This window comes from Ruegeria sp. HKCCD6119 (assembly GCF_013110585.1).
Classification (GTDB): domain Bacteria; phylum Pseudomonadota; class Alphaproteobacteria; order Rhodobacterales; family Rhodobacteraceae; genus Ruegeria.
This window is the reverse complement of sequence record NZ_WVQV01000001.1, coordinates 713,502-734,953: the sequence shown is the minus strand read 5'-3', so window position 1 is coordinate 734,953 and position 21,452 is coordinate 713,502. Positions and strand designations below refer to the sequence as shown.

At 57.8% G+C, this 21,452-nt stretch carries 18 protein-coding genes; 14 read left to right on the top strand and 4 right to left on the bottom strand.

Annotation, left to right across the window (positions count from 1 at the left end; translation table 11 throughout):
* Positions 1–139: 139 nt before the first annotated feature.
* The 8 genes from GS611_RS03710 (at position 140) to GS611_RS03675 (ending at position 8,578) form a co-directional block, all read left to right on the top strand.
* The gene (locus GS611_RS03710) at positions 140–1,225 is read left to right on the top strand and encodes an AI-2E family transporter (protein WP_171632318.1); all 1,086 of its coding nucleotides are present in this window, start codon (positions 140–142) and stop codon (positions 1,223–1,225) included.
* A gap of 3 nt (positions 1,226–1,228) precedes the next feature.
* Positions 1,229–2,341 carry an acetoin utilization protein AcuC gene (locus tag GS611_RS03705; RefSeq protein ID WP_171632315.1) on the top strand — a complete coding sequence of 371 codons (1,113 nt, stop codon included), beginning with the start codon at positions 1,229–1,231 and terminating at the stop codon, positions 2,339–2,341.
* A gap of 116 nt (positions 2,342–2,457) precedes the next feature.
* Positions 2,458–3,435 carry a MoxR family ATPase gene (locus GS611_RS03700; RefSeq protein ID WP_171632313.1) on the top strand — a complete coding sequence of 326 codons (978 nt, stop codon included), beginning with the start codon at positions 2,458–2,460 and terminating at the stop codon, positions 3,433–3,435.
* 17 nt (positions 3,436–3,452) lie between these two features.
* A complete protein-coding gene (locus GS611_RS03695) occupies positions 3,453–4,400 on the top strand; it encodes a DUF58 domain-containing protein (protein WP_171632310.1) in 948 nt (315 codons plus the stop codon).
* Complete coding sequence (locus GS611_RS03690) at positions 4,397–4,870, top strand: DUF4381 domain-containing protein (RefSeq protein WP_171632308.1); 474 nt, start codon at positions 4,397–4,399, stop codon at positions 4,868–4,870. The genes GS611_RS03695 and GS611_RS03690 overlap by 4 nt, the downstream gene beginning before the upstream one ends.
* A complete protein-coding gene (locus GS611_RS03685; RefSeq protein ID WP_171632305.1) occupies positions 4,870–5,853 on the top strand; it encodes a VWA domain-containing protein in 984 nt (327 codons plus the stop codon). The genes GS611_RS03690 and GS611_RS03685 overlap by 1 nt, the downstream gene beginning before the upstream one ends.
* Before the next feature lie 95 nt (positions 5,854–5,948).
* Positions 5,949–7,352 carry a VWA domain-containing protein gene (locus GS611_RS03680; RefSeq protein WP_253284948.1) on the top strand — a complete coding sequence of 468 codons (1,404 nt, stop codon included), beginning with the start codon at positions 5,949–5,951 and terminating at the stop codon, positions 7,350–7,352.
* The gene (locus GS611_RS03675; protein ID WP_171632299.1) at positions 7,349–8,578 is read left to right on the top strand and encodes a BatD family protein; all 1,230 of its coding nucleotides are present in this window, start codon (positions 7,349–7,351) and stop codon (positions 8,576–8,578) included. Before GS611_RS03680 ends, GS611_RS03675 begins: the two co-directional genes overlap by 4 nt.
* 3 nt (positions 8,579–8,581) lie before the next feature.
* Here GS611_RS03675 and GS611_RS03670 read toward each other — a convergent pair whose 3' ends face one another.
* Positions 8,582–9,262 (bottom strand): Crp/Fnr family transcriptional regulator, encoded by a 681-nt coding sequence (locus GS611_RS03670; RefSeq protein ID WP_171632296.1) that lies wholly within the window; start codon positions 9,260–9,262, stop codon positions 8,582–8,584.
* A gap of 198 nt (positions 9,263–9,460) precedes the next feature.
* Between GS611_RS03670 and GS611_RS03665 the strand changes: the two genes are divergently transcribed.
* From GS611_RS03665 to cls, 3 genes are all read left to right on the top strand, one after another.
* On the top strand, positions 9,461–11,071 hold the full coding sequence (locus GS611_RS03665) for an arylsulfatase (RefSeq protein ID WP_245217974.1): 1,611 nt from the start codon (positions 9,461–9,463) through the stop codon (positions 11,069–11,071).
* Positions 11,072–11,145: 74 nt separating this feature from the next.
* A complete protein-coding gene (locus GS611_RS03660) occupies positions 11,146–12,120 on the top strand; it encodes an HAD family phosphatase (RefSeq protein ID WP_171632294.1) in 975 nt (324 codons plus the stop codon).
* Positions 12,121–12,143: 23 nt separating this feature from the next.
* Positions 12,144–13,556 (top strand): cardiolipin synthase, encoded by a 1,413-nt coding sequence (gene cls, locus GS611_RS03655; RefSeq protein WP_171632292.1) that lies wholly within the window; start codon positions 12,144–12,146, stop codon positions 13,554–13,556.
* On the opposite strand, the gene GS611_RS03650 is transcribed toward cls, so the two are convergent.
* The gene (locus GS611_RS03650) at positions 13,553–13,987 is read right to left on the bottom strand and encodes a potassium channel family protein (RefSeq protein ID WP_171632290.1); all 435 of its coding nucleotides are present in this window, start codon (positions 13,985–13,987) and stop codon (positions 13,553–13,555) included. The two genes, cls and GS611_RS03650, sit on opposite strands and share 4 nt — an antisense overlap.
* A 173-nt stretch (positions 13,988–14,160) precedes the next feature.
* Between GS611_RS03650 and GS611_RS03645 the strand changes: the two genes are divergently transcribed.
* Genes GS611_RS03645 through GS611_RS03635 form a run of 3 tightly spaced genes read left to right on the top strand, consistent with a single transcriptional unit; the run spans position 14,161 to position 18,249 of the window.
* Complete coding sequence (locus GS611_RS03645; protein ID WP_171632288.1) at positions 14,161–14,808, top strand: ABC transporter ATP-binding protein; 648 nt, start codon at positions 14,161–14,163, stop codon at positions 14,806–14,808.
* On the top strand, positions 14,805–17,219 hold the full coding sequence (locus GS611_RS03640) for an FtsX-like permease family protein (RefSeq protein WP_171632284.1): 2,415 nt from the start codon (positions 14,805–14,807) through the stop codon (positions 17,217–17,219). The genes GS611_RS03645 and GS611_RS03640 overlap by 4 nt, the downstream gene beginning before the upstream one ends.
* A complete protein-coding gene (locus tag GS611_RS03635; RefSeq protein WP_171632282.1) occupies positions 17,209–18,249 on the top strand; it encodes a lipocalin-like domain-containing protein in 1,041 nt (346 codons plus the stop codon). Before GS611_RS03640 ends, GS611_RS03635 begins: the two co-directional genes overlap by 11 nt.
* Before the next feature lie 78 nt (positions 18,250–18,327).
* Here the strand turns inward: GS611_RS03635 and GS611_RS03630 are convergent, their stop codons facing one another.
* Together GS611_RS03630 and GS611_RS03625 are read right to left on the bottom strand one after the other, a co-directional pair.
* Positions 18,328–18,759: a universal stress protein gene (locus GS611_RS03630; RefSeq protein WP_171632280.1), complete on the bottom strand. Its 432-nt coding sequence runs from the start codon at positions 18,757–18,759 to the stop codon at positions 18,328–18,330.
* On the bottom strand, positions 18,756–21,365 hold the full coding sequence (locus GS611_RS03625; RefSeq protein ID WP_171632278.1) for a TRAP transporter permease: 2,610 nt from the start codon (positions 21,363–21,365) through the stop codon (positions 18,756–18,758). Before GS611_RS03625 ends, GS611_RS03630 begins: the two co-directional genes overlap by 4 nt.
* Positions 21,366–21,452: the final 87 nt, after the last annotated feature.

Sequence of the window (21,452 nt, the reverse complement as noted above, 5' to 3'; positions counted from 1 at the left end):
AAATAGAACACAGAACCCGTCGTGATAATCTATTTGGCTAATGAGGGCCAACAAACGCCTGAACGCATTGCATAAACAAGACCTCGCGTGCAGGATTGGGCGGCGCAGGACGGGAAATGGGCCAGATACAGGATACCGAATGACCCCGGATCAAAAAGACATCACGGTTAGACCCAAGCTTCGATTGTCCGTTGTCCGGGATACATGCATCATCGCGACCCTGATCGTGCTGGGTCTCTATGCCGGTGCGAACTTCCTGATCCCGCTGGCCATGGCGCTGTTGGTCAATGTATTGATCATCGCGCTTAGCGATCGCGTCGTCGCCCTGACCCGCGCTCCGGTCTGGCTGGCCAATATTGCCGGTGTGACTGTCGTTCTGGCCGGTTTGTTCATGATCATGTACGTGCTGGGCAGTCAGGCGACACAGTTTGCACGATCCATCAGCACCTATGAAAACCAGTTTGACGGTGCGGTCGAGCGTGTAACGGGGCTGGTCGGCAACGACGTGACCACCTTCATTCGTGACAATCTGGTCAGTATCGACATGTCCTATGTCGCACGCGTGTTGCTGGGCAGTGCCACCTCATTGTTGAACCAGTTCTTCCTGATCAGCCTTTATGTCGCCTTTCTGATGGCCGAACGACTGGCCTTTCGGAAAAAGATCCAACTGGCCGCCGGAAACCCCGTCGCCGCAGCAGAATTTTCCGCCATGCTCGATGCGATTTCGGTCAGCTTGCAGCGCTATGTCGGCGTCAAAACCCTGATCAGCCTGATAACGGCAACGATCAGCTATACGGTTTTCCGCTTGCTTGGTCTGGAATACGCGGAAACCTGGGCCGTATTGACCTTTGCCCTGAACTTCATCCCCTCGATCGGTTCGATCATAGCGGTGCTTTTTCCGGCCATGATCGCGCTTGTTCAATTCGAAACGATCATCCCCTTCCTGGTGATCGTGCTGGGATGTGGTACGATCCAATTCCTGATCGGCAATTTCCTTGATCCGGCCATGCTTGGCCGATCCCTGAACATGTCGACCTTTCTTGTCATTCTGGCCCTGACCTTCTGGACAACGGTCTGGGGACTGATCGGTGCGTTTCTGAGCGTACCTCTGACCGTATGCATCCTGATCGTGTTCAGCCACATCCCGGCCCTTCGGCCCGTCGCCATACTGATGTCACTGGATGGCAGGTTGGGCGAGGACAACAGTCAGGCCGCAGCAAGCTAGGTCATGAAACGCCCCCTGTTCATCGGATCGGATATCTACCGCAACTCGACCTACGGTTCAAAACATCCGCTGGCCATCCCGCGGGTGTCAACCGTCATCGATCTGTGTCGCGAACTGGGATGGTTGACCCCCGAGAACTACCGCGTCAGCCCCTGCGCAAAGCCAAGTGTATTGGAAAGGTTTCATACGCCGGACTATATCGCCGCCCTGCAAAAGGCCGAAGCGGACCAGCACGTCACGGACGAAATACGGGATAAATACGGTTTGGGGACTCTGTCGAACCCGGTCTTCGCCGAGATGTACCGGCGGCCGGCAACCGCCGCCGGTGGGTCCATGCTGGCCGCCGAACTGATCCGGGATGGAGGGATCGTTTTCAACCCTGCGGGCGGCACCCACCATGGCCTTGCGGACCGGGCGAACGGGTTTTGTTATCTGAACGACCCGGTTCTGGCGATACAGACCCTTTTGAGCGCTGGCCTGGATCGCGTGGTCTATGTCGACATCGACGCCCATCATTGCGACGGGGTTGAACTTGCGTTTCACGGGTCGGACAGAGTGCGTATGATCTCGGTCCATGAAACGCGTCGATGGCCGTTCACGGGTCAACTTGAGGAAGACGCCGGTGGCGCGGCCTTCAACCTGCCGGTTCCACGACATCTGAACGACGACGAATTCGCCGCCATTCTGGATCACTTGATCCTACCTGCGACCGAAGCGTTCAAACCGCAGGCGATTGTCCTGCAATGCGGGGCCGACGCCGTGGCCGAGGACCCGCTTTCGCGTTTGACCCTGTCCAACAACGCGCATTGGCGAACGGTGGCGGCGCTGAAGCCTCTTTCGCCTCGTTTTCTGGTTCTGGGTGGCGGCGGATACAATCCCTGGTCCGTAGGGCGCTTGTGGAGCGGCGTTTGGGCCACCCTGAATGATTTCGAAATTCCTGACACACTTGACGTCGGTGCCCAGAAAATCCTGCGGGATCTGACCTGGAGCAGGGCCGCAGGACAGGCGCCTCACCCCCACTGGCTGGACAGTTTGCGCGACGCGCCCAACACCGGGCCCATACGACAGGAACTGAGGAACGATTTGCGCCACCTCACCGCCAGGCATTCACGGTAGATCGGTCCGCAAAAGCCTGTTAGCATTCCGATATTTCGGGATATTCCTGACCGGCTTACCCCCTGTTCCGCTATCAATTCGTTTCTTCCAGCTTGGCACCGATTGGACCACTACCCATGAATGCACTTAATCAGATACTTGATCTCAAGGCCCGCATGGGCCAGTCCATCATCGGGCAAACCGAGGTCATCGACCGACTGCTGATCGGCATGCTGGCCAACGGAAACCTTCTGATCGAAGGTCTGCCCGGATTGGCCAAAACACGTGCAGTCAAGGCGATGGCGCGCAATCTGGATGCAGACTTCAGCAGGATCCAGTTCACGCCCGATCTGCTGCCTTCAGACGTGACGGGAACCGAAGTGTTTCAACAAACTGACGAAGGCGGCACCTTTCGGTTCGAACCCGGGCCGATCTTTGCCAATATCGTCCTCGCTGACGAAATCAACAGGGCACCGGCCAAGGTTCAGGCCGCATTGCTGGAGGCGATGGAAGAACGGCAGGTCACGGTTTCCGGGACCACCCACAAAATGGAACCGCTGTTCATCGTGATGGCAACCCAGAACCCTATTGAACAAGAAGGCACCTATCCCCTGCCCGAAGCGCAGATGGACCGGTTCCTGATGCATGTTCAGATCACCTATCCACCGGTCGAGGACGAGGTTGAAGTGATCCGGCTGGTGCGGGGCGAAGAGATCGCCGCCGGGAAAGGCGCGTCAAGCGAGCCACCACCGACAATCCCGCAAGATGCCGTTTTTGCAGCGCGTTCGGAAATCGGGCAGATCCATGTTTCGGATGCAATGGATCGCTATATCGCCGATCTGGTTCAGGCGACCCGGACGCCTGCGGCGCTCAGCGCAGAACTGGCCAGCTGGATCGAAATCGGTGCCAGCCCGCGTGCCTCATTGGCACTGGACAAATGCGGTCGGGCGCATGCGTGGATGAACCAGCGTGACTATGTGGACCCTGCGGATATTCGAGCCATTGCACATGACGTTTTCCGTCACCGCATCACGCTGAGCTTCGAGGCGCAGGGAAACGCCAAAACGGCAGATGACGTGATCGCGGACATCCTGCGTCTCGTCGCGCTGCCCTGACTTTTAGGGTTGGCCGGGTGCAGCGATCCACAGCATATCCCGATGATCCCCGCATTCACGTCAGTGCGGATCACCTGTTGCGTCTGGAACTGCATTCCCGTGCCCTGAGCTTTTTGCCACGTCAGCCTGCCGGGTCGATCCTGAATGGCAGACACGCATCGCGCCTGCGCGGACGCGGCCTGAATTTCGAGGAATTGCGCAACTACCAACCGGGTGACGATATCCGCACAATTGACTGGAAAGTCACGGCGCGAACCGGTGAGCCCCATGTTAGGGTCTATACCGAGGAACGAGACCGCCCTGCCCTGTTGCTGGTCGATCAGCGCGTTTCGATGTTTTTCGGAACCGAAGTCTTCATGAAATCGGTCATCGCCGCCGAAGCTGCCGCAATCACCGCGCATCGCGTTCTTGGTCAGGGCGATCGTGTCGGTGGTCTGGTATTCAACGACACAAGCGTTGCTGAACACAGGCCGCAGCGCCGCGCGGCGGCGCTCATGCGGTTTCTGTCTTCCATCGGGGCTGCCAATTCGGCCTTGCATGCTGCCTTGAACCCGCAACCCATCGTAACTTTGAATGACATGTTGTCGGAAGCCGCGCGTATGACCCAAACCAACGGGCTGGTTTGCCTGTTTTCCGACTGCGACGGGCTTGACGAAAAATCGGAATCCCTGCTGCGCCGCGTTGCGGTCTCAAACGATCTGATCGTGTTCAATATCGCTGACAAGACAGCCAAGGAGCTGGCGCCCGATCTGAAACTCACGGTCTCGGACGGGCGCGACCAGATCGAAATCGACAGCGCCGACCCCGAATTGTCCGGCAAAATTCGCAAATCCATGGAAGACAGGTTGGACCACCTGCACACATGGTCCCGTCGATACGGCTTTCCGGTTGTTCCATTGACGACCGCGGAACCTGCCCTGGATCAGTTGCTGTATCTGTTCGGACATCGCAGGGGGCAGAAATGAGCATCGACACGACAGGGAAATCTCTGGTTGATCTGCTGAATATGCTTGAGCCGGCACCGGAACCCACGCTTGTTTCGATGTTTCCGCAGACATGGGGGTGGTTGGCGCTGGCCGTCATACTGCTTGGCCTTGCCGTACTGGCCAGTGTTTTTTTCATCCGGCGAAGGCTGGCGAACGCGTATCGCCGCCATGCGCTGGCCGAGCTGGCAGACCCGGATATCACGTCGGCAAAAGTTGCCGAAATCCTTCGCCGCACCGCTTTGGTCGCATATCCGCGCAGGCAGGTTGCAGGGATTCACGGGGATGACTGGTTAAATTTCCTTTCGCAAACCTCTGATGACAAGTCCTTTTTATCAGACATTGGGCAAACGCTGATCGACGCGCCGTACAAGGACCTGCCGCCAAACCGCGCCTTGACCCAGCTTGCTAGGCATTGGGTCAAGTCCCATAAACGGTATCGGGGAACCTGATGTTTTCCTTCTCTGCGCCCTGGGTGTTTCTGCTCTTGCCGCTGCCGCTGCTGGTGTACGCCATTGCTCCGCCCCGGCGGGAAACAGCCGTGTCCATTCGCATTCCGTTTTTTCGCCGCGTGGCCCAGGCGGCTGGCGTCGAGCCGCAATCCGGGTCAATGATCCGAACCCGGGCCCGGCTGCAAACGGCCAGCGCCGCCTTGATCTGGATACTTCTGGTTCTGGCGCTGGCGCGTCCGGAACGTCTGGGCGATCCCGTCGTGATGGAAAAATCTGCACGCGATGTGGTTTTGGCGCTGGATATCTCTGGCTCGATGGATCAGCGCGACTTCCGGACCGGATCAGGTGCCCCGATACAACGGTTGGAGGCGGTCAAAGAGGTTCTCAGGCAGTTCATCTCTGAAAGAGATGGTGACAGGATAGCGCTGATCATCTTTGGAACACGCGCGTTCATTCAAGCGCCCTTCACGGAAGATCTGAACAGTTTGAATGGGTTCCTGGATCAAACTCAAGTTGGCATGGCGGGTCCGAACACGGCTTTGGGCGATGCGATCGGGCTTGGCATTCGAACCTTTGAATCCAGCGAGGTTGACCAGCGCCTGATGATTGTCCTCAGCGATGGTGCCGATACGTCCAGTCGCATGACACCCGTCAATGCCTCGGCCATTGCTGCGGAAAAGAACGTGGTTGTCTATACGATTGGTGTCGGAGACCCGAATGCCACGGGCGAAGACCGTGTCGACCTTCAGGCACTGAAGGACATAGCCGATCGCACGGGCGGAGAATATTTCTTTGCCGACGATGCAACGGCCCTTGAACAAACTTACGCACGCATTGACTCTCAGAACCCCAGAATGGTGGAAACGCAAAGCTATCGCCCCAAGCAAAGCCTTGCCCATATTCCGTTACTCATCGCGCTGATCGTCATCATGGTCAGCATGACTTGGTTCCATTTCTCACAGCGACACCAGGGGGCCGTCTGACGATGGATCTGGCTGATTTTCATTTTATCCGAGGCTATTACCTGCTGCTTCTCATCCCCATCCTTGTGTTGTGGTGGCGGATCAGGCCCAGACCGATGGCAGACACCAAACTGCCATCAGGGATCGCCCCGCACCTTGCAGAGGCCTTGCTGCTGGGCAAGGAAGAAAACAGGCGCATCCAGCCCATTGACGTTGCGCTGATCATTGCGGCGCTTGTCACTTTGGCGGCCTCGGGCCCGACATGGTCGCGCGCGCCCAACCCGTTGATCGCAGACACGGCCCCGTTGGTGATCGCTCTCAAAGTCACCAACAGCATGGAAAGCTCGGATCTTGCGCCATCGCGGCTGGATCGGGCACGGTTCAAGATTTCCGACCTGATCACCGAACGTGCCGGCGCACGTACCGCTTTGATCGCCTATGCAGGAACGCCGCACCGAGTTGCGCCGTTGACCGAAGATGCGAACATACTTCGTCCGTTGCTTGAGGGGTTGACCCCCGCGGTGATGCCGAAGGATGGCGATGCGGCAGCCGATGCGCTTGCGTTGGCTCAGTCCATTCTGGAAGACAGCGACAGCCCTGGGGCGGTGCTGTTTGTATTGGACGATCTTGATCCATCTCAGGTAACGGGGCTAAGCTCCTCTTCTTCTGATATTTTCGTTCTCACCATGCTGCCGGATGGTGGTCGTATCGCGCAGCTGGACAACATCCCCAACGCCTCAGCGGTCGCGTTTTCGGACGACGATCGGGACATCAATCAACTGATGCGCCGCATTCAATCGGCCTATACTGCAGCGCTGGATGAGGATGATCGCCTAGACTGGCAGGACAAGGGCTGGATCTTGGCCTGGCCTGCTGCGGTGTTGTCTCTGCTGTGGTTCCGCAAGGGCTGGGTAATTCGTTGGGCGGTTCTGGTTTTGATTGCGTTGCCTTCATCCGGCGCGCGGGCAGAAGGATGGCGAGACTGGTTTTTCACCCCCGACCAACAAGGCCAGATCGCGATGACCCAAAAACGATTTGGCGACGCGGCCGAGATGTTCGAAGACCCATATCACAAGGGATATGCCTATCTCAGGGATGGTCAATACGAAAAGGCGTCGTCCGTGTTTTCCACGCTGGACACGCCGGAAGCTGCGTTCGCCGAAGGTATGGCCCGCATAAAAAACCGCGAGTATCGCCCAGCCATATCAGCGTTCGAGACCGCCTTGGAACGTCGCCCCGACTGGCCCGAAGCCCAGCATAATCTCGACCTGTCCAAGGCCATCCTGGATTATGTCGAAACGACGCGTGAACAGTCTGACACGGGGGAAGAGGCTGGCATCGGTGCCGATGATACCGTGTTTGACAACGATGCAGCACGTGGCAGTGACACTACGGTTCAAGCCCCCAATGACGGGCCACAGTCACTGTCCGCCGACCAGTGGATCAGTATGATCGACACCGACATGCAGGATTTTCTGAGAAACCGTTTCCTTTTGGAAATACAGGAGCAAACTGAATGAGATACCTAGCTGTCTTCATCCTGTTGATGCCGTTATCCTTGTCCGCACAGGAAAACTCAGCCTATCAACCTCAGGTATCAGTGGACGTCCCGAACGAGGCCGTCATCGTCGGCCAGCCCGCCATCGTCCGCATCAAGGTTCTGGTTCCGACCTTCATGCCGCAGCCGCCTGTATTTCCATCATTGGAGCAACAAAATATCCTGGTTCGCCTGCCAGAGCGAGCTTCTGGTCCGGTAAGCGAAACGGTACACGGAGAAACGTGGTCCGGTGTACAGCGCAGTTATCGACTGTATCCGCTGACATCAGGGCCGGTCGCGTATGATGCGCAAGAGGTTGTCGTGACATTTGCCGATCCGCAGTCCAATGACCCGGTTCAGGTTTCGGTGGCGCTTCCTTCCATACAGCTGAACGCAGAGATCCCAGAGGGCGCTCAAGGTCTTGACCCGCTGATCATCGCAAGTGGTTTCTCTCTTGATCAGAAGCTGGACGGTCCGACCGATATGCAGGCCGGTGATTCCATCACGCGCGAGATAAGCGCGCAGATCTCTGGCACCACGGCCCTGACGATCCCGGCGCTGACGCCGCAGGATCAAAGCCAACAGCTGCGCGCCTATCCCAAGGAACCCCGCTTTTCGGAAACAGAAGACCGGGGCATCCTGTCCGGGCAACGGGTCGAAGAAACCGTGTACATCGCCCAAGACGGGGGCGAAACACAATTGACGGCCGTTTCCATCGACTGGTTCAATCTGGACACCGGTCAGATCGAAACGGCATCACTTCCCTCGACCAAGCTTACACTGGCCCCCCCAAGGCGGCAGCCGCCTGACGCGCAAACCATCATCAAATCAGTTCTTTACCTTGTCATTGTTGTATTCGCATTGTGGACTTTGGGAAGGTTTCTGCGCCCGCGCTATGCAACCTGGAAAACGGAACGGCGCCGCAGGTATCTGGCATCGGAGAAATATGCCGTCGATGCCTTGCGATCCGCTTTAAAATCACGGGATTTGCCCGCGGTTTATCAGGCATTGGATCTTTGGAAATCACGCAGCGCGTACCCCGAGCGTTCTTTGGATCTTGAAAGCAGTCTAATGAATATCGGTGCGGCGCGGTATTCAGCGACGGCTGGCAACAGCCCGGAAGACTGGCAAGCGGCCATGCAACACCTGGGCGCACTGAAAAGCGCAACAGAAAGAAAGAGCGAGTCTTTACCCCCGCTCAACCCTTAGACTTCAACTTTGACAGTTGCTGATCAGCTTGCGCCGGTCGATCAACCGTAGCCGGCCATACCCCAATTCCACAAGGCCCAGATCTGCCAGATGATGCAGATGTCGGTGCAACGTCGGCTGAGATACCGCAACCATTTCAGCAAGTTCTTCCTGAGACACAATAATCCATCCGTCCGAACTCAAAGCGCCTTCGTCAAGGTGCAACAGACGCAGCACAAGGCGCTTTTCAGATCCCGTAACCGCAAGATTGGCCATGATGCGCAGTGCAGTCTTCATGTTTTCATGCGTCAATGCATAGAAATCACGGATGTATTCCGGGTTTGTCTGAATCATGCGTTCTACCCGCGAGCCGGGAAAAAACAAGGTGCGGGTCTTTTGCGTTGCCACGACGCTGACCAGTCGTTTGGCTTCGGCAAACAGCGCAAGATCCCCGATCCAGAATCCTGATCCATCCTGATGCAATACGAATTCCTGTCCATCATCGGCAGGTGCCGTGATCTGAAGCGCGCCTGCGAGCACCGCATGAATACCGTTGGCGCGGTCGCCGTGGTGGTACAGGGTTTCTCCGGAATCGAAGGTTCTTTGAATTGCGCATGTCATAAGATCGCTCTGAAACTTTGAATCGCGCGTGCCAAACCAGTCGGTCTTGGCCAGAATCCGCATATCGTCATCAGAATCAAACATTTGTATCTTTCAAAGTGATCATATGATAAGTTTTCGATGCGTTTCATCGCGTAAAATAGCTGTGTTCACTGCCCGAACAAGAAATTGTTTTTATTCGGGCAATCAAAAACTTGCTTGCAGCTTCAAGTTATAAGCTAGCGGCTTCAACTAAATTTCAATTTTCCGAGTCATTAAGGCTCGACTGATCAGGAGCACTTCATGTCTTCTCCACGAATGATTGCAGATAATTGGCGTAGAACACTGCGCCGGTTCGCAGTGGCGACCGTAACTGTCGCCCTTGCCGTGCCCGCCTGGGCGCAGGATCAAAAGCCCAATATTCTTGTGATATGGGGCGACGATATCGGTCAATCCAACATCTCGGCCTATACCATGGGTCTGATGGGATATCAGACACCCAATATCGACAGGGTTGCCAAAGAAGGCATGATCTTTACCGATTACTACGGTGAACAATCCTGTACCGCCGGCCGTTCGTCATACATCATGGGGCAATCCGTGTTCCGCACCGGTCTGTCCAAAGTCGGCCTGCCCGGGGCAGATCTTGGAATGCAGGTTGAAGACCCAACTATCCCGGGACTTCTCAAAGACCACGGCTATGTGACCGGTCAATTCGGCAAAAACCACCTTGGTGACAAGGACGAACATCTTCCGACAAATCACGGATTTGATGAGTTTTTTGGCAATCTTTACCACCTGAATGCCGAGGAAGAACCGGAAAACGAAGACTATCCGGGTGATCGCGTTCTGGCGGATGGGCGCACCTTCCGCGAGGCCTATGGCCCGCGCGGCGTCATCAAATCCAAATCCGATGGCACGATCGAAGACACCGGACCGTTGACCCGCAAGCGTATGGAAACCGTGGATGACGAAACTGTGGCCGCGGCCATCGACTTCATCAAGCGGGCGCATGAGCAAGGTCAACCCTTCTATGTCTGGTGGAACGGTACCCGCATGCACTTCCGCACCCACGTAAAAGACGAGATGCGCGCCAAGGCCAATGAGTTGTCGGGGCGGGTCGCTGATGAATACACCGCCGGTATGATCGAACACGACATGCATGTTGGGCAGCTGCTGGATCTGCTGGACGAGCTTGGCATCGCTGACAACACGATCGTCCACTATTCCACTGACAACGGTCCCCACATGAACACCTGGCCGGATGCGGCTGCCACGCCGTTCTGGGGCGAGAAGAATACCAACTGGGAGGGTGGCTGGCGCGTTCCGTCGATGGTGCGCTGGCCGGGCAAGATCGAGGCCGGATCAGTCACCAACGAGATCGTTCATCACATGGACTGGCTGCCCACTTACCTCGCCGTGGCCGGCGATCCCGACATCAAGGAAAAGCTGAAGGCCGGCTACAGCTCATCGGGCATGGGTCGCGACTACAAGGTGCACCTTGATGGTTACAACATTCTGCCGCTGCTGACTGGTGAGACTGCGGCAAGCCCCCGGAAAGAAATCTTCTATTTCTCGGATGATGGTGACCTCACGGCGCTGCGCTTCGAAGACTGGAAGCTCATCTTCCTGGAGCAGAAAGCCTGGGCCACGTTGCGTGCCTGGATCGAGCCATGGACCGAACTGCGCATCCCGCTGATCATCAACCTGCGCCGCGATCCGTATGAACGCGCGTACCGCACGTCCAACACCTATTACGATTGGCTGTTGGACCGGGCCTATTTCCTTGTGCCCGCCCAGCAATACGTTGGCAATTTCCTCAGCACGTTCGAGGAGTTCCCGCCACGTCAGAAAGCAGCCAGCTTCAACCTGGATCAGGTCATGGAGAAGCTGACAACGCCGACCAACAACTAGGCCCGGCGACCCCACGCTGTAGGCCGCCCTGCGCAGGGCGGCCTTTTTTCAACACAACAGTTATCGAGAGCTTCATGAAACACGTTCTTTTAGGTGCTTTTCTGACCTGTGTTCCCATATCCCTGCTCGCTGATCCGCTGCCCAGTTGGAACGCCACTGCGGCAAAAGAGGCGATCCTTGAATTCGTGTCCAGTGTTACCGACGCAGAAGGACCTGACTATGTGACACCTTCAGATCGGATCGCGGTATTTGACAATGACGGCACACTCTGGGCCGAACAGCCGGTTTATTTCCAGTTTATCTTTGCCATGGATCGACTTTCTGAACTGGCTGAACAAGATCCTTCGATCTTGTCCACACCCGCTTTGAAAGCCGCTGCCGAAGGTGATTTAGCAACGGTTCTTCAAGGCGGCCACGATGCGTTGATCGAAGTTGTTAACGCCTCGCATTCCGGAACCAGCGTCGAGGCGTTTCAGGCCGAAGTTGCGCAATGGCTGGCCAAGGCCCGACACCCGGACACCGGATTGCCCTATGACCAGATGACCTATCAGCCCATGGTCGAGCTGTTGCGCTATCTTCGGGACGAAGGGTTCAAGACCTATATCGTCTCGGGCGGCGGTATTCATTTCATGCGGGTCTTCGCGGAACAGGCCTATGGCATTCCGCCGGAACAGGTTCTGGGCACCTATGGAAACTCGACATTCGAAGACGTCGATGGCGTTCCGACTGTCATCAAGGCCCCCGGGATTGCCTTCATCGACGACAAGGAAGGCAAACCCATCAACATCGAACGCACGATCGGCAAACGCCCCATTCTGGCCGGAGGAAACTCAGACGGCGATTTCGCCATGCTGAATTGGACAACCTCGGGTAGCAGACCACGGCTGGGTGTTCTGATCCACCATACGGATGCCGAACGTGAGTGGGCCTATGATCGGGAAAGTCCGATTGGGCGGTTGGTTGACGGTCTGGATCAGGGGCCGGACAAAGGCTGGATCATCGTCGATATGGCGAAAGACTGGTCGCGGGTCTACACTGGAGGAAACTGAACGACCCGAAAGACTTACCGCCCATGTGGACTTTGCTTGTATCCATCTTTGTTTTTGCGTTGTACGCAACTGCAGTTGTGTTTTCGGTGCGCGCGGCACAAACCGCGCGCACACCGCAAGGAGCCGTTGGCTGGGTGGTCTTTTTGGTATCTGCGCCGATCTTTGCGGTGCCGATGTACCTGTTTCTGGGGCACCACAGGTTTCGCGGCTACCGCATCTCGCGCCAACAAAGCGAACGGGTCGTCGAAGGGATCAAGACCTTTGCCGACTATTCCAGGCCTGATCCGACAACGATGTCGATCAATCCACGACCATTCGAATTTCTGGCTCATCTTCCGGTATCCAGTGGCAATGGCGCTCAGCTTCTGATCGATGGTCAGGCAACGTTTGACGCCATTTTCCAGTCGATAGACGAGGCCAGGAACTATATCCTGATCCAGTTCTATATCGTCAGAGACGATGCCTTGGGCCGAAAACTTCAGACCAAGCTGATCGAGGCTGCGAAACGTGGGGTGCATGTCCGTTTCATGACCGATGCCGTCGGCAGCTATGGATTGGAAAACACCTATCTGGACACGATGCGCGATGCGGGTATCGACGTCGCCGACCCGCGCGAGCAACGCGGGCCAAATTTCAGGTTTCAGCTGAATTACCGGAACCATCGCAAAACCGTCGTCATTGACGGTGAAACAGGTTTTATCGGCGGTCACAACGTGGGCGTTGAATATCTGGGAGAAGACCCGCATTTCGGCCATTGGCGCGACACGCATATCAAGATGACCGGCCACATCGTCCGGCAATTGCAGCTCATCTTCACCGAAGACTGGCACTGGGCCCGCGATGAAGACCTGATTGACGACCTCGACTGGGCAGGCAGCGAGGCCGAGCAGGACATGAATGCCCTATTGGTGGCCACTGGACCCGGAGATGAAACCGAAACTGGCGCCATGATGTTCTTTTCGGCCATCGCCGAGGCGAAAGAAAGATTGTGGATTGCCTCGCCCTATTTTGTGCCCGACATCGACGTCATGACCGCATTGCAACATGCAGCGATGCGCGGTGTGGACGTGCGCATCCTTGTGCCCGATATCATAGACCATCGGCTGCCATGGCTGGCTGCTTTTGCCTATTTCGACGAAATCCGCGACTGCGGCGTACGCGTGTTCCGATATACGGACGGTTTCATGCACCAGAAGGTTTTCGTGGTTGACGACACGCTGGCTGCGGTCGGCACGACCAATCTGGACAACCGGTCCTTCCGGCTGAACTTCGAAGCGATGGCCCTGTTTTTTGATGCCCGAGCAGCCTTGGCAGTTGATCACATGCTGCGCGCGGATTTCGAGGCAAGCTATGAGTTGACGCGCAGTTTGGCCCAGCAACCTGCCCATATCCGGTTTGGCGCACCGTTGGCGCGGTTGTTTGCGCCTATCCTTTAGGAAAAGAACTTTTCTTGAAAAACGCGCGTCATCATCGCCACCAGATAAGCGGTCGACAGACCAAAGGCCAGAAGACCGGCAACCGCGGCAAAAGACCCAAAAATTCGCAACCCTTCGCCCAAAACGATATCGCCGTATCCCAGGGTCGTGAACGTCACCAGTGAGAAATAGATGGCCGAGTTCCAATCCGGCAGAACCTCAAGCAACACCCAGACGATGGCCCAAATCCAGACCTGAATCGTGTGCGTCGCGACAATAAAGGCCAAAGATACCGCGATCGGTGCTGCCGTTCCAAAGAACACCCCCTTGGCGGACCATCTTTCATCCCACTTGATGATCGTGACGGTACACCAGGTCAACAAAAGAATCTCGACCAAGAAGCAGAGCGCCAGAAATGAACTGCCCCAAACGATCTGATGCAGCAACGTCATGTTTTTCATCCCGATTTACGACAGTGTACCGTCCGGGCAGAATGACCCGTTGAGGTGCAGGGCACAACCCCGGCGATCGTGAAGAACGCCTGCGGCGAATGGAACCGAGTGCGGGTCCGCACTGGACAGTTTGGAATTCCGTCGCACATCCTTGGAAGAAAAAAGGCCAGACCATGCTGTTGACCATCGACCGTGTTCAGAAAACCTATCCCGGCGGGCGCCCGGTTCTGCGCGACGTGTCGCTGACATTGGATGAAGGGCAGACACTGGCCCTGACCGGCGAAAGCGGCAGTGGCAAAAGCACTCTGCTGAACCTTGCCGCAGCGCTTGACTGTTTCGACAGCGGTGAAATCATCTTGAACCGAACCCCTCTGTCCCATCTGGACGATGCCGGGCGGGCCGAATTGCGGCGCAGTCAGCTTTCGTTGGTGTTTCAGCAGTTCAATCTGATCCCTTCGCTGACCGTTGCGCAGAACCTTTCCTTTCACGCCCGCCTTGCCGACGCCGAGGATGCCGGGTGGACCGCGCATCTGACCGAACGTCTGGGCCTATCCGATCTTTTGGACCGATATCCCGAAAACCTGTCCGGCGGGCAACAGCAGCGGGTGGCGATTGGTCGTGCCATGGCAGCGCGTCCGAAACTGCTGCTGGCGGATGAGCCCACGGGCAATCTGGATGAAACCGCCAGCGCAAGGGTTCTGGATCTGATGTTGGCCTTGGTGGCTGATACCGGCGCAGCGCTTCTGTTGGTCACGCATTCCCAACAGATTGCGGCCCGACTGGATCGAACCGTCCAGCTCTGCGGTGGTCGTATCCAATGACTCGCGCCGTCATTCAGGCTTTGATGTCACACTGGCGGGTGCACTGGTTGCAACTGGCGACGCTTTTGACAGGCATCGCGTTGGCCACCGGTCTCTGGTCCGCGGTTCAGGCCATCAATGCCGAAGCGCGCGCCAGCTATGCCCGGGCCAACGCGCAGCTTGCCCTTGGGCAGTTCGACGAGCTGCGCGATCCTTCCGGTCTGATTCCGGTTTCTCGTTACGTAGATCTGCGTCGTGCTGGCTGGCAGGTGGCGGCCGTTCTGGAGGGCCCCTATCGAATCCGGGGCCGCACATTGCGCCTGATGGGTGTGGACATGGTCGCCTACCCGGCCCTGCCCGCCGTCACCGAAGCCGACCAAAGCACCGCGCCGACTGAGCCGGCAGACATGCTGACCGCTCCGGGGCGGCTTCTGGTCGCGGCAGAGCTGGCGCCGCTGTTGCGCGACCAGAACAACCTTCCGCCGGTTTCGTTCACCACGGCGCTGCCACCGGACGTTATTCTGACGGATATCGGCACAGCCGAAGCCCTGCTGAACCAAACCGATTTCATCTCGCGACTCATTGTGTTGCCGGATCAGCCGCGTGATCGGCCACCTTTGGCCGAAATCGCGCCCGAACTGGAGCGCGCCAGCCCATCCTCGCAAGTCGATACTGCTCGGTTGACTGACAGTTTTCACCTGAACCTGTCGGCTTTTGGCCTGCTGTCCTTTGCCGTTGGCCTGTTCATCGTGAACGGCACCGTCGGGCTGGCTTTTGCCCAACGCCGAGGCATGATCCGCACCCTGCGTGCGCTAGGCGTTTCGATGCGGCGGCTGGTCTTCCTGATCCTGACCGAACTCACGGGGCTGGCCCTGATCGGTGGAACCCTGGGGCTGCTTCTTGGGTTCTTTCTGGCCGGCGCGTTGTTGCCCGATGTCGCAGCAACCCTTCGTGGCCTGTATGGTGCGCCCGTGACCGGACAGCTGACATTGCACCCCCATTGGGTGTTTGCCGGGATGGCGATGGCTGTCTGCGGCACCTTGTTTGCCAGTGGCCATGCGCTGTGGCGATTGTCTCGTATGCCCCTGCTGGCGGGGCCCGGTGTGCAAGCCTGGCAGGGCAATGCCGGCACACGTCGTGTGACAGGTTTGCTCGGCTTGTCCCTGATCCTCGGCGGTGTCATCGCCTATCTCGGCATCGGTGGGCTGGTTGCCGGTTTCGTGCTGTTGGCCGGATTGCTGACGGGTGCCGCACTTTTGTTGCCGGCGCTTCTGACCTTTGCGCTTTCCGTCTTTGGCAACAGGTCCCGTGGTGCCGTCGCGCAGTGGGTCTGGGCCGACATGCGCGCACAATTGCCCGGGCTGTCGCTTGCCCTGATGGCCCTGTTGCTTGCGCTTGCGGCAAATATCGGTGTGGGTACAATGGTTTCAAGTTTCCGGCTGACCTTTGTCGGCTGGCTCGACCAGCGCCTGACCTCAGAGCTCTATCTGACCATCCGTGACGAAGAACAGGGGCGCGAGATCACGGATTGGCTGCGTCCGCAGGTCGACGCCATCCTTCCAATTCGCAACATGGAACTGTCGCACGAAACGGGCCCCCTGTTTCTGTACGGGGTCATTGACGATCCGGTCTATCGGCAACACTGGCCCTTGATATCGGCAAACTCGACCGTATGGGACGACGTGATGGCCGGAGACGCGGTTCTGATCAACGAACAACTGGCACGGCGCGCGAACCTATGGCCCGGAGATACGCTGACACTGTCCCCGGCTCACACGCTGACCATCGCTGGGGTTTATTCGGATTATGGAAACCCAACCGGGCAAGCCATTGTATCGATGAGCCAACTTGACCGGATCGCACCAGGGGCCGAAACTCGACGGTTTGGCATCCGTTTGAACCCCGAACAGGCGACTGAAATGGCGCAAGCCTTGCGCGAGCGGTTTGCCCTGCCGCGTCAGGCCGTGGTCCAGCAGGCCGCCATGAAGGCGCAATCATTGGCAATCTTCGAAAAGACCTTTGTCGTGACATCGGCGCTCAATGTTCTGACCCTCGGTGTGGCGGGATTTGCCATACTCACCAGCCTGCTGACCCTGTGGACCCAGCGCTTGCCTCAGATTGCTCCGGTATGGGCGCTAGGACTGAATCGGGCGCAACTGGCGCGGCTGGAGCTTTTGCGCAGCGTGCTGCTCGCGGCTCTGACCGCGAGCCTGGCGTTGCCGCTTGGTCTGATCCTCGCCTGGGTTCTGTTGGCGGTGATCAATGTGCAAGCCTTTGGCTGGCGGTTGCCGATGTTCGTGTTTCCCTGGGATTGGTTGTGGCTGTTCCTGTTGACCCTGCTGGCCGCCCTGGTTGCAGCGGCCCTGCCCGCGCTGCGCATGTTGCGTCTGCCCCCTGCCTATTTGCTGAAGGTGTTCGCCAATGAACGTTAAAACCCTTTTGGCCGTTCTCGTGTTTTTGTGCCCATCGCCTCTTTGGGCGCAGGGCTTTGCAGGTCTTGGAGGGTCGGCGGAAGGGTTCGAGGTTCCGCAGACGGGCTTTGAATTCGACTTTCCCAAAGACCACGGGCCTCATCCCGCCTATCGGATCGAATGGTGGTATCTGACGGCCAACCTCGAAGGCGAGGACGGGCGTGACTATGGCATCCAATGGACCCTTTTCCGGTCGGCCCTGAAACCGTTTGAAACAGATGGATGGCACAGCCCGCAGATCTGGATGGGCCATGCGGCTGTCACCACGCCTGACACCCACTATTTTGCCGAACGCCTGTCGCGTGGGGGGATTGGGCAGGCAGGTGTTGCGGTGCAACCGTTCGAGGCCTGGATCGACGAATGGCGCATGGCCGGACCGGATATGGATACCCTGACCTTGACCGCGAACGGGGCTGATTTCGGGTACGATCTTGCGCTGAGCGCACAAGGCCCGTTGGTGTTTCATGGCCAAGCGGGCTATTCTGTCAAATCCGCCGACGGGCAAGCCAGCTATTACTATTCGCAACCCTTTTATTCAGTCGAAGGCGTACTGCACCTGCCGGATGGCGATATGCGCGTCACCGGTCAGGGCTGGCTGGACCGGGAATGGTCTTCGCAACCCCTGGCCGAGGATCAAACCGGCTGGGATTGGTTTTCGCTCAGCTTCGAGGACGGGGACAAGCTGATGGCCTTTCGCCTGCGCGGTGGTCGCGGCGATTTCACTTCGGCCACATGGATCAATTCAGACGGCAGCACCGATGCCATCCCCGACGGATCCGTCAGGCTTGAGCCGCTTGCGACCGATCAGGTGGCAGGGCGCGACGTCCCGACGCAATGGCGCGTCGTGCTTGCGGACCGAGGCATCGACGTCAAGGTATCCGCCCTGACGCCGGACGCCTGGATGGGGACACGTTTTGAATATTGGGAAGGTCCGGTCACGGTCACCGGCAGCCACGAGGGCGTTGGGTATCTCGAGATGACGGGCTACTGACCTGGCTGCGGGAGCCCGAACGGCGGCAGGCGACCGTCGGGGCTCCGGCACCTCTGTGCACGGCATCTGCTTTTCGCGTCAGCGCACCACGTAAACCGAGACGTTGGAATGTCGCACCACGCGTGCCGCATTCGGGCCCAGCAGGTAATCCTTGAAATCCGGCTTGTGGGCTCCGATTACGATCAAATCAGAGCCGGCACTTTCGGCCGTCTTCAAAATCTCCTGATAAGCTGTTCCTGTCGCAACCACATGGCGGATGGTTTCGTTGCGCTCGGCCCCCAGGGCCGATACGCACAGCGCCGTCAGTTTGGCCTGCGCTTCCTCCAACGCCTTGTCGTGAAAACCGGATTCGAAAAACCCCGACACCCAGCTTTCCCCGAAATCGGGCAGCACTGTCACCACGTCAAGTTGCGCCCCTTCCATATCCGCCAGCGCGGCTGCTTTTTTCAGAACCGGTGCATCAATCTCGCCATTGCTGATATCAACGGCACACAGAACGGAACGTGTCATGCGAGCACCTCTTGTCTGGCGGCACGGCCGCGTTGCAGAAAAGCGATCAGACCCAGCAGGATCAGCGCCGGGATATAGACCAGTTGCTTCGGAGGCTGGCTGGACGGCAGGCTGGCCGAGCTCAGACGCACGGCCTCGTCACCGTAATAGTCAAAGTTGGCCAGATCTTCGGCAACCGGTGATCCAAACATCGGCTCGTCAAGTTTGACAAGGCCATCCTCTTCCAGCAACAGCAGCCCCATGGCATCGACGCGCGCTTCACCGCCCTCTTCGGATCCGACTGGCACGACAACCGTGGTGTCCACCATCTTGCCGGTATCAAAATCCGGCCCGCTGATCACCATGCGAACCTCGGTTCCCGGTGGAGTCTGGCCAATGGTTTCGACAAACGCCGCAGGCTCGACCGAAGTGTATGGAGGCGCGATGCGATCCATGAAGAAATCCGGCCTGAACAGGGCGAAGGCCACGGCGATCAGCGCGATACTTTCGTAGATGCGGCTGTGGGTCAGGAAGTACCCCATGGTGCCTGCCGTGAAGACAAGGATCGCTATCGTCGCGAAAATCGCCACTATGATCCCTTCGACCCATGTCACATCGATCAGCAGAAGATCGGTGTTGAAAATGAACACGAAGGGCAGCGCCACGGTGCGCAGGCTGTAGAAGAAGGCCGTGAAACCGGTTTTGATCGCGTCACCGCCCGACACGGCCGCGGCGGCAAAACTGGCCAGCCCGACCGGAGGTGTCACGTCGGCCATGATCCCGAAATAGAACACGAACAGGTGGACAGCGATCAATGGAACGATCAGCCCGCTTTGGGCGCCCAACTCAACAACCACACCGGCCATCAAAGAGCTGACAACGATATAGTTCGCGGTTGTCGGCAGACCCATGCCCAGGATCAGGCTGAGCAGCCCGACCATGACCAGCATCAGGATCAGATTGCCACCCGACAGGAACTCGACCAGATCGGCCATAACCTGACCAACCCCCGTCAACGTGACGGTTCCCACGATCACGCCCGCGGTTGCCGTGGCAAGCGCGATGCCGATCATGTTGCGTGCCCCGTCGATCAGACCTTGCCACAGGTCGGCAACACCATCGATGAAAGTGTTGTACAGGTTGCTCTGCCCGCGGAACATCGCTTTCAGCGGCTTCTGCGTCAGCAGGATGACAAACAGCAACGATGTGGCCCAGAAGGCGGACAGGCCCGGTGATTTCTGTTCGATCATCAGGAAATAGACCAGCACGATGATCGGCAGCAGGTAATGCAGGCCAGCTTTGTAGATATCGGCGATGACCGGAAGCGTAACCTCTTTGGCGTTAGGGTCGTCGGGTTCCAGGTCAGGCACCTTCGCCGCCAGATAAAGCAGTGCGACATAGACCGCGCAGATAATCAGGCTGAGCACGATCCCAGCGGCCGACGGCACCCAGCTTGTCACGGCATCCACCGGGAATTGTGAGCCATAGCAAAGACCTGCAAACACCAGGAAAAAGCCCAGCATCCCCACTACGGTCCGCGCCAGATGTACATCGCGGTCGCCCAGCGTGGGCATGTTCCGCTTCACGGCCTCAAGGTGCACGATGTAAACCAGTGCGATGTAGGAAATCGCAGCCGGCAGGAAGGCATGGGTGATCACCTCGACATAAGAGATGCCCACATATTCCACCATCAGGAATGCAGCGGCCCCCATCACCGGCGGCATGATCTGCCCGTTGACCGAGCTGGCAACCTCGACCGAGCCCGCTTGTTCACTGCTGAACCCGACGCGCTTCATCAGCGGGATGGTGAAGGTACCTGTGGTAACAACATTGGCAATCGACGAGCCCGAGATCAGGCCGGTCGCAGCCGAGCCCACAACCGCCGCCTTGGCCGGACCACCACGCAGGTGACCCAGGGCCCCAAAGGCCATCTTGATAAAGTAGTTCCCTGCCCCGGCTTTATCCAGCAATGCGCCAAACAGCACGAACAGGAAGACGAATTTCGTGGAAACACCCAATGCAATACCAAACACGCCCTCGGACGTGATCCACATGTGGCTCATCGCCTTTTTCAGGCTCGCGCCCTTCCAGCGGATAACTTCGGGCACCCATTCCGAGGCACCGAAGAAGACATAGGCCAAAAATATGGTCGCGATAATTGCCATGGCAGGGCCAAGCGCACGGCGCGCGGCCTCGAACAACAGCACCAGGCCAAGCAACGCAACCCATTTGTCAGTGTCGTCGGCCAAACCGCCCGCATTGACGATCTTGTCATAGAAGAAATAGCCGTACAGCGCGACGAACGCGCCCACCAATCCCATGATCCAATCCTGAACCGGAATATAGTTCCGGGGGCTGGATTTGAGCGCCGGATAGGCCGCAAAGGCCAGAAACAAAGCAAAAGCCAGATGGAATTGCCGTGCATTGTTCACGACGCTTCCGGGCAAGACATAATTCGCCAAGGGCGAAGCCAGAACAACTTGAAATATCGACCAGATCGCGGCCACGACCGCCAGGAAAACGCCCACGTTCCCGACCGGATTTCGCCCTCCTGCGTCAGAAGATGCAACCAGATCCTGAAGCTCTTCTTCGGAAAGCGGACGATTGGATTGAGTGTCGGAATTCATCAAATGTCTCCCCGTCGCGGCCATTGTTCGGCCTTCTGAAATCCCGTTTCACACGGGTTTTGTGCAGGGCGCCCTTGGGCACCCTGC